We start from the raw sequence: 12,769 nt of genomic DNA on the forward strand, positions 1-12,769 counted from the left end.
AGACGATGCTGGACAAAACCTTCAATCCTGCTGATTGCGAAGCAAAACTTTATGACGAGTGGGAGAAGGCGGGTCTCTTCAAGGCTGACCCGGAAGCACCTGGCAAGCCTTTCTCAATCATGTTCCCGCCACCAAATGTTACAGGCACACTCCATTTCGGGCATGCGCTTAATTTCGTTCTGCAGGACATATTGATCCGGTGGCAACGCGAGCATGGATCCAATGTTCTGTGGCAACCAGGCACTGATCACGCGGGTATCGCGACACAGATGGTTGTCGAACGCGAACTCGACAAATCAGGCGTGTCGCGCAAAACGATTGGTCGCGATGCCTTCGTGGAGCGCGTGTGGGAATGGAAGTCGCAATCAGGCGGTGAGATCGTCCGACAGCTCCGTACGCTTGGCGCGTCAGCCGATTGGTCACGCGAACGCTTCACGATGGATGAGGGATTGTCGCAGGCAGTCCGAGAAGTTTTTGTTTCGCTGCATAATGAAGGCATCATTTATCGCGACAAACGATTGGTGAATTGGGACCCGGTGTTCCGCTCAGCCATTTCGGATCTTGAAGTGGAAAACCGCGAAACCCGCGGATCAATGTGGTATATTCGATATGATCTGGAGTACGGCAACCAGATAACGGTCGGTACAACACGACCGGAAACCATGTTGGGCGACGTTGCTGTAGCCGTTCATCCTGATGACGAGCGTTATCAACACCTTATCGGTAGCTACGCCATTCTTCCGCTCATCGGGCGCCGCATTCCGATTGTTGCAGATACCTATTCCGATCCGGAAAAAGGCACGGGCGCCGTCAAGATCACGCCCGCTCATGATTTCAATGATTTCGAGCTGGGTCGGCGTCATGATCTTCCAGCCCTTTCGATCCTCGACGAGGCCGGGCATATCGATCTTTCGGATATCGAAAGCGATGTCGCGGATATTGCAGATTCTGCAACATCCGATTTTGTTCGATCGTTACAGGGTGTTGATCGGACTGTAGCAAGAAAGTTGATCGTAGAGGAACTGGAGCGCATCGATGCTATCGAGAAAATCGAGCCGCACATGCTTCAGGTTCCCCATGCGGAGCGTGGCGGCGCGATTGTGGAGCCGCGCCTGACCACACAATGGTATTGTGATGCCAAGAGGCTTGCTGGACCTGCGATAGCAGCCGTTGAAAGTGCCAAGGTGAAGTTTGAGCCCAGACAATGGGAAAACACCTTCTATGCCTGGATGCACGATATCCAGCCATGGTGCATCAGCCGCCAGCTATGGTGGGGGCACCGTATTCCAGCGTGGTATTCCCCGGATGGAGATGTCTTCGTTGCCCGCAGCGAGAGCGAAGCGCGCGCTTTAGCTGAGGAAAAGCTGGGATCATCTGTTGATCTGCATCAGGACGAGGATGTTCTCGATACCTGGTTCAGTTCTGCGTTGTGGCCATTCACTACTCTTGGTTGGCCCGAAAAAACGGATGAACTCGCTCGCTATTACCCGACAAGTGTCCTCGTCACGGGGTTCGACATCATTTTCTTCTGGGTGGCCAGGATGATGATGATGGGCCTGCACTTTATGGGCGAAGTTCCATTCGAAACAGTTCTGATTCATGGCCTCGTACGTGACGAACGCGGTCAGAAGATGTCGAAAAGCAAAGGAAACGGCCTGGATCCACTCGATCTTGTTGCTGAGTTCGGTGCCGATGCAACGCGCATGGCAATCTGCGCGCTGACTGGCCCAGGACGGGACATCAAGTTTGGCAAGGCACGCGTAGAGGAGCATCGGAGTTTCATCACCAAACTGTGGAATGCCGCACGCCTCTGCGAAATGAATGGTGTCCAGCCCATAGCTGATTTCGACCCGGGATCGGTGAAGAGTGCTTTAGGGCTCTGGATTCTAGCCGAAGCGCAGGGAGCCGTCGAAGCGGCCGATCTCGCTCTAAAGAGTTATCGTTTCGACGAATATGCTGCTGCCTGTTATCGTTTTGTATGGAACACGTTCTGCGACTGGTTCCTTGAACTTGCCAAGCCGACATTGTCATCAGAAAATCTTCTTGAAGCAGAGGAAATTCGAGCGGTAGCCGCTCATGTTCTCGGGGTCATTCTGAGAATGATGCATCCCGTGGTGCCTTTTGTCACGGAAGTCATCTGGCGCGAGTTCGGATTTGGTACAAGCATCGGCATTGCCGCCTGGCCTGTTCAATCAGATATTCCAGACACATCTTCTGCCGAAGCGGAAATCGGCTGGCTCATTCGTCTGATTACGGAAGTTCGGGTTATCCGTTCAGAGATGAACGTGCCACCCTCACAGAAGTCGCCATTGTTACTCAAGGACGCAAGTGCGCTGACGAGAAACAGGGCTGCTCACTGGTCTGATGTCATCAGTCGCATGGCGCGGGTTTCCGAAATCAAATTGTCCGAGGGAGATATTCCCAAGTTCGCTGCGCAAAGCATACTGGATGAAGCGACACTTATAATTCCGCTCGAAGGTCTTATCGATCTAAATGCGGAACGGAATCGCTTGGGGAAAGAAATCGACAAACTCGCAAAAGAAATCGACAAGGTCGAACGAAAACTGGCCAACGATGATTTCATGGCGCGCGCGAAGCCGGAAGTGATCGCAGAAAATCGTCAAAGATTTGATAGCTTTAAACATGATCAAGACCGACTGAAAGCGGCGTTGGCGCGTATCAACCTTTCATAGTCTGTTTATTGCTACAAAACTCTCATCCAAGCATATCTTGTAGGTAAGATATGCTTGGACAGTTTTATACGACGGAAAATAGACGAATCTAAAAACAAGCCTTCAAAAAAGACGACGCCTCAAGGTAAGGCGTCCGTCGTTTATTTAATTCTGCGACTCAACTGAGCCAGGTCGCGCGTTGCACCCGTTGCCGCACTTGTCGTCATGAGACCGTATGCCTGAAGGGCAGGGGAGACGATCCGATGTCGATCGGGCAGCCACGCTGCGTCTCCCTTGGCGGTCATTCGCTCGCGACGTGTGGCCAGTTCTGCGTCACTGACATCGACAGCCAGAGACCGCTTCGGGATGTCAATGAGAATGCGATCTCCTTCCTCCAGAAGACCGATAACGCCGCCTTCAGCGGCTTCCGGCGAGATATGCCCGATTGAAAGACCCGAACTCCCTCCGGAGAAGCGGCCATCCGTTATCAGGGCGCAGGCCTCTCCAAGCCCCTTAGATTTGAGATAGCTGGTCGGATAGAGCATTTCCTGCATGCCTGGTCCACCTTTGGGTCCCTCGTAGCGTATGACCACAACGTCGCCGGCAACGATCCGACCGCCCAGGATAGCCGACACTGCGTCATCCTGACTCTCGAATATGCGAGCTGGGCCTGCGAAGGTCAGCACTTTCTCCGGAACACCAGCCGTCTTCACGATCGCGCCTGATTCAGCAAGATTGCCGTAGAGAACAGCCAGACCGCCGTCCTGTGAGAACGCATGCTCTCGATTGCGGACGACGCCATTCTGACGGTCAAGATCAAGCTCGTGATAGCGGCTGCTTTGCGAGAATGCCTGTGTCGTGCGCACACCGCCCGGTGCCGCCTTGAAGCGGGCGGTTGCCTGTTCGGATCCCCCAACGACATCCCATGTCGCCAGCGCATCGCCCAATGTGGGCGCGTGTACGCATGCTGTCGACACATCAATCAGGCCACTGCGATCCAGTTCGCCCAGGATCGCCGGAATGCCGCCAGCCCGGTGCACGTCTTCCATGTGCACGTCCGCTTTTGCCGGCGCAACCTTGCAAAGATTCGGAACCTGACGCGACAGACGATCGATATCGGCCATATGAAAATCGACGTCTGCTTCCCGAGCCGCAGCCAGCAAATGGAGCACTGTATTGGTCGAACCACCCATTGCGATATCGAGCGTCATGGCGTTCTCAAAGGCAGCCTTGGTCGCGATACCACGCGGGAGAGCCGTTGCGTCTTCCTGCTCATACCAGCGCCGCGCCAGTTCGACGACCAGCCGTCCGGCTTCGAGAAACAGCTCCTTGCGATCCGCATGCGTTGCGAGCAAGCTGCCGTTGCCCGGTAGGGCCAGACCCAAAGCCTCAGTCAGGCAATTCATCGAATTCGCCGTGAACATACCGGAGCACGACCCACAGGTCGGACACGCCGATCGCTCGATCTGCTCGGATTCTTCGTCCGTTACGTTGGGGTTCGCGGCGGCGATCATCGAATCGACCAGATCGAGTTTTCGATCGACACCGGGGCCATTCAACTTGCCGGCCTCCATAGGGCCACCCGACACGAACACGACGGGAATATTAAGTCGTAGCGCAGCCATCAGCATGCCAGGCGTGATCTTGTCGCAGTTACTGATGCAGACCAGGGCATCGGCGCAGTGCGCGTTCACCATATATTCAATGGAGTCCGCGATCAGCTCGCGCGACGGCAGGCTATAAAGCATACCGCCATGTCCCATCGCGATGCCGTCGTCGACGGCGATCGTATTGAACTCGCGCGCGATCCCACCGGCTTCCTCAATGGCGCCGCCAACCAGCGCGCCCATGTCTTTCAGATGCACATGTCCAGGGACGAACTGCGTAAAGGAGTTGGCAACGGCAATAATCGGCTTGCCGAAATCACCATCCGTCATGCCCGTTGCACGCCAGAGCGCGCGAGCGCCCGCCATGTTGCGGCCATGGGTTGTTGTGCGTGAACGATAGGCAGGCATGATCTCAGTTGTTCCGATTGTCAGAGAGGCGGCGCACTATAGAGCATTGCCACGCGGCGCCAAGTTTCATGGCGCACGAAAATGACGATTCCATCCTCTGAATCGCATGATTGTTGCGAGAAGCAGAAACCCTATGACCGGACGCTTGTCGAAAAGCAGCGATCGGGCGATCATCGATCACACGTTTCATCGCTTATCGTATAAAGGACTTCCCATTGCGCTCCAATGTCGGCTTCCGTTGTCTCATGCTGATGGCCACCTGTGCCTTTTCCACCGGATCCGCTCTCGCACAATCAGTTCAGGGCAACGTCACAGCCGACATGATACAGCGCGGAAGCGATATTCCGGCGCATCTGGAATCACAGCTTGAGGGCCGTGACTACATCAAGCGCGATGTCATGATCCCGATGCGTGACGGCGTGAAACTCCATACGGTAATTGTCATTCCGCGCAATGCGCATAACGCACCGATCCTGTTGACCCGCACACCCTACCACGCATCGGACCGGGCGAACCGGATTCCCGACGCACGGACAATGCGCTCCGTCCTGCCGCAGGGCGACGGCGTTTTCGTCGATGGCGGCTATATCCGTGTCTTTCAGGACATCCGCGGCAAATACGGGTCGGAAGGCGATTACGTCATGACGCGCCCGCCAATCGGACCATTGAATGACAGCAAGACGGACGACACAACCGACGCATGGGACACGATCGACTGGCTGGTCAAGAATACCCCGGAAAGCAATGGCCGCGTCGGCATGACGGGTTCATCCTATGAGGGCTGGACAGTCGTCATGGCGCTTCTGCATCCACATCCCGCACTCAAGGTCGCAGCACCCGAAAGTCCCATGGTCGATGGCTGGATGGGCGATGACTGGTTCCATTACGGCGCGTTCCGACAGGGCGGTTTCGACTATTTCACGGATCAGATGAGCGCCCGCGGCGAAGGCGCTTCCATCCCGCGCCTTGATGCGGACGATTATACGAACTTCCTCGCGGACGGCTCCGCCGATGGTTTCGCGAACAAGGCGGGCCTGGAGCAATTCCCCTGGTGGAAGCGCATGCTCGCGCATCCGGCATATGATGCGTTCTGGCAGAATCAGGCACTCGATCATCTGCTTGCACGGCAGCCTCTTACAGTCCCCACAATCTGGGAACAGGGTCTGTGGGACCAGGAGGACATGTGGGGCGCCATTCATTCCTGGATGGCGCTGAAGCAGAAACGCCAGTCTGTTCCCAATATTCTGGTCATGGGTCCCTGGCGACATAGTGGCGTCAACTACGACGGTTCGACGCTGGGGCCGCTTCATTTCGATGGGGATACGGCGCTTTGGTATCGCACCAACGTCATGCGCCCGTTCTTCGACCAGTATCTGAAGCCGGGCAGTCCGGCGACGCATTTCGATGAGGCCATCATCTACAATACCGGTGAAAACCACTGGGATCATTTCCGGAACTGGCTCAGCGACTGCAAGGAAAGCTGCTCTGGCACAGGGCAGCGACTCTATCTGCAGGCCCAGAACAGACTGCGCTTCGAGCGCGCGAAGCCAGGCGAGGCAAGCTACATCTCCGATCCCGCGCACCCCGTGCCTTTCGTCACGCGCCCTTATGCGTTCGCCAATGGCGCTCGCTGGAAACCATGGTTGACGACCGACCAGCGTTTTGCCGAATCACGCCCGGATGTGCTGACTTTCGAGACGCCGGTGCTCGAACATCCCGTGCGCGTCTCCGGCGTGCCGACGGCGGATCTCTTCGCTGCCACGACTGGAACCGATGCGGACTGGGTCGTAAAGGTTATCGACGTCTACCCCGCCACAGTGGCCGACCAACCGGAAATGGGCGGGTACGAGTTGCCGATGTCGATGGACATTTTCCGGGGCCGGTATGCGAAGGATTACGCACACCCTTCGGCGATTCCGGCAAATCAGGTCGAGGAGTACGAATTTACGCTGCCGGCGGTCAATCATGTCTTCCAGCCCGGGCATCGCATCATGGTGCAGATCCAATCGTCCTGGTTCCCGCTTTACGATCGCAATCCGCAAACCTATGTCTCCAACATCTTCAAGGCGAAGCCGCAGGACTACCGATCGGCAACGCAGACGATCCATTATGGCGGGGCACAGGCGAGCAGCGTCTATCTTCCTGTCGTAAACTGAAGGAACCATGGTGATGACAAGCCAACCGATCGAGACGGCCCTGCTGGGTGGTGGATGCTTCTGGTGCACGGAAGCGATATTCGCCAGCCTGAATGGCGTCATCGACGTCAAGCCGGGCTATGCCGGCGGCCATACGGCCAATCCGAGCTACGAGCAGGTTTGCACCGGGACGACAGACCATGCCGAGGTCATCGAAATCCGCTACGATCCCGCCGTCATCCACTACGCCGACCTGTTGCGCATCTTCTACACGACCCACGATCCAACGACACGCGATCGCCAGGGCAATGATATCGGCACCCAGTATCGGTCAGTCATTTTCGCATTGGACGACGCGCAGAGAGAAACGGCCGAGGCCGTAACGCACGAAATCACGGCATCGCAAATCTGGCCCGCTCCAATCGTCACGGAACTGGCAGGCGCAGCCCATTTCTGGGAAGCCGAAGAAAAGCATCACGACTATTTCGCGCGCAATCCGCATACAGGATATTGCAGTGCCGTCGTCGCGCCCAAAGTGGCAAAGGCCCGGAAACTTTATCGCGATCGTCTGAAAACCGCATGACGACAGCGTCATCGAGCGCTGTGCCTCTTTCGGCACCGACCGATCTCCGTCCTGCCAGCCTGCGAGAAGTTTCGCTGATGAAGCCTGCCAAGTCGCCCCTCGCGCCGCGTATCGAGCGTTATCGGGAGGGGCAGGCACAACGGCATCAGGCGCCACGCCGTGCTAACGCCGACTGGTCCGCATCCGACAAACGGACCGATCCGGTCGATATATTGATCCGGCAGGGTGAAAGTCGAATTCGGGAGCTTCTGCCGGTCCGTTATGCACGGATGCGGGCATCACCCCTCGCTTTCCTTCGCGGTGCCGCAGCCGTCATGGCAAGCGATCTGGCAACGACGTCCCACGCCGGCATCAATGTGCAATCCTGCGGGGACTGCCATCTCAACAATTTCGGAAGTTATGCCACACCCGAAGGCATGCCAGTCTTCGACATCAACGATTTCGACGAAACGTCGACGGCGCCATTCGAATGGGACCTGAAAAGGCTTGCGACCAGCCTCGTCCTGGCGGGGCGGGAAGGTGGCCTGTCCTCGCGCGAATGCCGCATGCTGGCAATTGACATGACGCAGGCCTATGTCGCGGAGATCATTCGCCTCGCGGAGATGACGCCGTTCCAGGCCTGGAACGCGCGTATCGATCTCATGCGTGTCATCGATGAGATGCCTGGACACCGCACCCGGGACAAACTGCGCCAGCGGCTGATGCGCCAGATCGCCAGTATGGTCAATCAGTTCGGCATGATCGAGCCCGGAACGATGCCGACGCTACGGGAGAACCCGCCGCTCGTTCAGCGCATTCCCAATCAGGATGACAGTGTGCGGCACGCATTTGCCCGCTACGTCGCTCAATTGCCACCTGAGCGCCGTATCCTGATGGAGCGATATGCCCTGACGGACATCATCTTCAAGGTGGTCGGCATCGGGAGCGTCGGGACGTTCTGTGCACTGGGGCTTTTCAGTACCGCAGACGGAGAAACGATTCTTCTCCAGATCAAGGAGGCGCAATCCTCAGTGCTCGAGAACAATACCGGCATCTCGACTTTCGCCAATCACGGGGAACGCGTGGTCGTGGGACAGCGGATCATGCAGGCTGCCTCGGATGCATTCCTTGGCTGGACCCACAGCGTCGGCCAACGAAACGACGCAGCGGGCGCGGGACGTCATTTCTATGTTCGGCAAACCAAAGATTCCCGCCTGGCGGCAATCGGTGAACGCATCGAGGACGAACTGCTACCGTTCTATGCGCAACTTTGCGGTCATGCCCTGGGACGGGCGCACGGTCGCTCGGCCGATCTGCCGTTACTTGCCGGTTATCTGGGACGTGGCCGCGGGTTTGCCGATGCCATCGCCCAGTTCGGCGTTCGATATGCCAGCCAGACGGAGAAAGACTGGCAGGTTTTCAATCGGGCCATCGCGGACGGACGGATCGAGGAAGGCTGAAGCGGGAAGGTGCCGTCCAAGCGGCACCGCTCGCACGCTGGCTCAGGCGTTCAGCCGCTCGTCCGCCTCCAGCACAGCGCGCAGCAGGACATTGGCGCCGGCTGCCACATCCTCGCGTGATGCTGATTCAGCTTCATTGTGACTAAGACCACCGGCGCAGGGCACGAAGATCATCGTCGTCGGTGCAACACGCGCGACATAGGCGGCATCGTGTCCAGCACCGGAGACGATTTCGCGCGCCGGAAAATTCAGGCTCCGCGCGGCACGGGCGACGGAATCGACCAGACCACCGTCGAAGTGAACCGCCGGACTGTCCCAGATTTCGGAAATGCCGATTGAGACATCGAATTCGCGCGACAATGTCGCTGCACGATCCCGGAATGCATTTTCCATGGCAACGACGTTGCCATCCTGCGGGTCGCGGAAATCCACCGTGAAGAACACCTCGCCGGGAACGACATTACGACTGTTGGGTCGCACTTCCACCAGACCGACGGTCCCAACAGCATTTGGCGCACGATTCAGCGCAATGTCCTGAACGGATGACATCAATCGGGTAGCCGCCTGAAGCGCGTCGTTGCGCATCGACATCGGCGTGGTACCGGCATGTGAATCCCGCCCGGAGATGGTGACTTCGTACCAGCGCATGCCTTGTACGCCCGTCACGATCCCGATCACGCGTTCCTCGGCCTCGAGAATTGGTCCCTGTTCGATATGAAGTTCGAAATAGGCCGCAAGGGGGTGCTCGCCGCACTTTTCCTTGCCTGCGGCATCGATGGAGCGGAGCGCCGTGTCGAAACGAATGCCGTCACGATCGGCCCGGCTGTTGGCATAATCTTCGTCGAAGACTTTCGCAAAAACACCCGAGCACAGCATGGCCGGCGCAAACCGCGACCCTTCTTCGTTCGTCCAGTTGACGATCTCAATCGGGTGGCGTGTCTTGCGCCCCGTCTCGTGAAGGGCGCGCAAAACCGCGATACCACCCAGCACGCCGATGATGCCATCGAACTTGCCCCCCGTCGGCTGGGTGTCGAGATGGCTGCCGATTGCAATCGGGGGAAGGCTGTCATCGGTCCCGGGAACCCGTGCGAACTGTATGCCCATGCTATCGGCGTGAACCGTCGCACCGAATGCCGTGCATGTTCTGACGAACCAGTCGCGAACCTGCCGGTCTTCCTCGCTGAGTGCCAGCCGCCTGATCCCGCCCTTTGCCGTTGCGCCATACTGCGCGGTTGTCAGGATATCCGACCACAATGCATCGGCGTCGATGCCGAGATTCCCGGGCTGTTGACGAGGTTCGTGGTTCATTGCGCGTCCTCCACTGCACGGCGTAGGGGATTGGCCGGATGGTCCGGCCAGGTCAGCACGCCGTCCGTCGGTTGTGGCTTCATCTCGATGCAGCCGGAAACCGGACATACAAGAGCACAAAGATTGCAGCCGACACATTCATCCTCGATCACTTCGTAGCGACGGGCGCCATCGACACGCAGTTTGGCGATCGACTGATGGGACGTATCCTCGCATGCAATATGGCAGAGACCGCATTTGATGCAGAGATCCTGATCGATTGCCGCGATCGTCCTGAACTTCATGTTCAGCTGGTTCCACGGGACATAATTCGGCACAGCGCGACCGGTCACCTCGGAAATCCGGGCATAACCTTTTTCGTCCATCCAGTTGGACAGGCCTGAGATCATATCTTCCACAATGCGAAAGCCATAATGCATCGCGGCCGTGCAGACCTGAAGCGACGTCGAGCCCATTGCAAGGAATTCAGCCGCATCCCGCCAGTTCGATATGCCACCGATCCCGGAAATCGGTATCCCACCCATCGTCGGATCGCGTGCAATGTCGCCAATCATACGTAGAGCAACCGGCTTGACGGCTGGTCCGCAATAACCGCCATGCGTGCCTTTGCCATCTACCGTCGGCTCGGGTGCCATCAGGTCCAGATTGACCCCGGTTACGGACTGGATCGTATTGATCAGCGATACCGCATCCGCACCGCCGCGCCGCGCGGCCTGACCGGGCACGACGATGTTCGTAACATTCGGCGTCAGCTTCACGATCACCGGCATCCGGGTGTTCTGCTTCACCCAACGCGTAACCATCTCAACATATTCTGGCACCTGACCGACGGCCGCACCCATATTGCGTTCGGACATGCCATGCGGACAGCCGAAGTTGAGTTCGAGACCATCAGCACCCGTCTCCTCGACAAGCGGCAAGATCGCCTTCCAGCGGTCTTCCTCACAGGGGACCATCAGACTCACAATAATGGCGCGATCCGGATAGTCCCGTTTGACAGCCTTGATCTCCGCCAGGTTGGTGGCCAATGGCCGGTCAGAAATCAGTTCGATATTATTGAGGCCCGACATCCGGCGACCTTCGAAGCCGATGGCGCCGTAACGGCTGCTGACATTGACAACGGGCGGGTCTTCACCAAGCGTCTTCCAGACAACGCCGCCCCATCCGGCTTCCAGCGCCCGACGCACATTGTATTCCTTGTCGGTCGGCGGCGCGGAGGCAAGCCAGAACGGATTGGGCGAACGGATTCCCGCCAGATCGCACCGCAGATCAGCCATGAGCCCGCTCCTTGAATTCCGTGTTGATTGCCATTGCGGCGTTTCGCCCCATCGCGACGGCCGCAACCGTCAGATCCATCCCGGCGACGCAGTCTCCGCCGGCATAGACGCGCGGCAGGGAAGTGCGGCCTTTTGCATCAACCCGAATGCGACCGCTTTCGCATTCGATCGCCAGCCCTTCTTGGGTGAAAATCTGACCAACCGCTTTCAAAACCATATCGGCCGTAATCCGAAGCGCTCCGCGATCATAGCGCGGCTGTCCATCCGGCCCCGGAGCGCCCTTATGAAAAACGACATCGATTTCGTTATTCACGCCCGCCTCAATGGCGACGGGACTGGCCCAGTGACGAATCAGCACACCGTTTGTCGCTGCCCATTCCTGTTCGTCGCGTGTCGCGGACATGGTTTCCGGCCCGCGACGATAGACCAGCGTCACGTCCTCGGCGCCGAGTCGTTTGCTTTGCACCGCGGCATCCACCGCCGTGTTGCCACCGCCAATCACGACCACGCGGCGTCCGACCGCCATATCCGACTTGTTCGTGGCTTGCCGGAGCTCCGCGATGAAATCGACGGCATTACGAACACCCGGAAGCGCTTCCCCTGCGAGATCGAGCGCACGCACGCCATTCTGTCCGATAGCCAGGAAAACAGCGTCATATTCGGTCCGAAGCGCGTCAAGAGAGAGGTTCACGCCAAGCTCACAACCGTACTCGATGGCTATGCCACCGATGTCCAGAATGAAATCCACCTCGGCCTGCGCGAAGTCATCGACCAGCTTGTAGGCCGCAATCCCATATTCGTTCAGCCCACCGGGCTTTGCCCTGCGCTCGAAGATCGTGATCTCGTGGCCGGACATTGCCAGACGATGCGCGCAGGCCAATCCTGCCGGCCCGGCGCCGACGACTGCAATCCGTCTGCCGGAACTCTCCGCACGTCCATAGGGCTGGCCACGCACCATCTGCCAATCGACCGCATGACGCTGCAATCGGCCGATTTCGACCGCGCGCTCTTCCTGCGCGATACGCACACACGCACCTTCGCAAAGAATCTCTGTCGGGCAGACCCTGGCGCAGGAGCCGCCCAGGATGTTGGAATCGAGAATCTGTCGCGCCGAGCCCGCCAGATCGCCGGTCGCGATGCGCCCGATAAACCCGGGGATATCGATCCCGGTCGGGCAGGCCTCCACACAAGGAGCGTCGTAGCAGTGATGACATCGCTCGGCTTCCACTACGGCCTGAGCAGAGGTAAGCGGCGGATGGATATCCTCGAAATTGCGCGCCAGCGTTGACAGGTCGAGACGGGCGCAAGCATGGATTTCGGTCACGGCACAGCCTTTCCTC

Annotated in this window: 8 protein-coding genes; 4 read left to right on the forward strand and 4 right to left on the reverse strand. The window is 58.1% G+C overall.

The window, feature by feature from the left end:
* Window positions 1-5 precede the first annotated feature (5 nt).
* On the forward strand, window positions 6-2,693 hold the full coding sequence (locus tag A0U93_RS02320) for a valine--tRNA ligase (RefSeq protein WP_077805932.1): 2,688 nt from the start codon (window positions 6-8) through the stop codon (window positions 2,691-2,693).
* A gap of 140 nt (window positions 2,694-2,833) precedes the next feature.
* Here A0U93_RS02320 and ilvD read toward each other — a convergent pair whose 3' ends face one another.
* A complete protein-coding gene (gene ilvD / locus A0U93_RS02325) occupies window positions 2,834-4,687 on the reverse strand; it encodes a dihydroxy-acid dehydratase (RefSeq protein ID WP_077805933.1) in 1,854 nt (617 codons plus the stop codon).
* A 251-nt stretch (window positions 4,688-4,938) separates the two neighbouring features.
* Here ilvD and A0U93_RS02330 point away from each other — a divergent pair, with 251 nt between their 5' ends.
* The 3 genes from A0U93_RS02330 to A0U93_RS02340 all read left to right on the forward strand — a co-directional run bounded on the left by A0U93_RS02330 (window position 4,939) and on the right by A0U93_RS02340 (window position 8,844).
* Window positions 4,939-6,843, forward strand: a complete 1,905-nt coding sequence (locus A0U93_RS02330) for a CocE/NonD family hydrolase (protein WP_245825230.1) — start codon at window positions 4,939-4,941, stop codon at window positions 6,841-6,843.
* 13 nt (window positions 6,844-6,856) lie between these two features.
* Window positions 6,857-7,405, forward strand: coding sequence for a peptide-methionine (S)-S-oxide reductase MsrA (gene msrA / locus A0U93_RS02335; protein ID WP_077805934.1), 549 nt, complete (start codon window positions 6,857-6,859; stop codon window positions 7,403-7,405).
* 77 nt (window positions 7,406-7,482) lie between these two features.
* Entirely contained in the window at window positions 7,483-8,844 is a 1,362-nt protein-coding gene (locus tag A0U93_RS02340) for a DUF2252 domain-containing protein (RefSeq protein ID WP_147150938.1), read from the forward strand.
* Window positions 8,845-8,886: 42 nt separating this feature from the next.
* Here the strand turns inward: A0U93_RS02340 and A0U93_RS02345 are convergent, their stop codons facing one another.
* The 3 genes from A0U93_RS02345 to A0U93_RS02355 are packed head-to-tail and all read right to left on the reverse strand — an operon-like array spanning window position 8,887 to window position 12,753.
* The gene (locus A0U93_RS02345; RefSeq protein WP_077805936.1) at window positions 8,887-10,152 is read right to left on the reverse strand and encodes a Zn-dependent hydrolase; all 1,266 of its coding nucleotides are present in this window, start codon (window positions 10,150-10,152) and stop codon (window positions 8,887-8,889) included.
* Window positions 10,149-11,429, reverse strand: a complete 1,281-nt coding sequence (gene preA / locus A0U93_RS02350) for an NAD-dependent dihydropyrimidine dehydrogenase subunit PreA (RefSeq protein WP_077805937.1) — start codon at window positions 11,427-11,429, stop codon at window positions 10,149-10,151. The genes A0U93_RS02345 and preA overlap by 4 nt, the downstream gene beginning before the upstream one ends.
* Window positions 11,422-12,753 carry an NAD(P)-dependent oxidoreductase gene (locus tag A0U93_RS02355; protein WP_077805938.1) on the reverse strand — a complete coding sequence of 444 codons (1,332 nt, stop codon included), beginning with the start codon at window positions 12,751-12,753 and terminating at the stop codon, window positions 11,422-11,424. Before A0U93_RS02355 ends, preA begins: the two co-directional genes overlap by 8 nt.
* Window positions 12,754-12,769 lie beyond the last annotated feature (16 nt).

This window comes from Neoasaia chiangmaiensis (assembly GCF_002005465.1).
Taxonomy (GTDB): Bacteria; Pseudomonadota; Alphaproteobacteria; order Acetobacterales; family Acetobacteraceae; genus Neoasaia; species Neoasaia chiangmaiensis.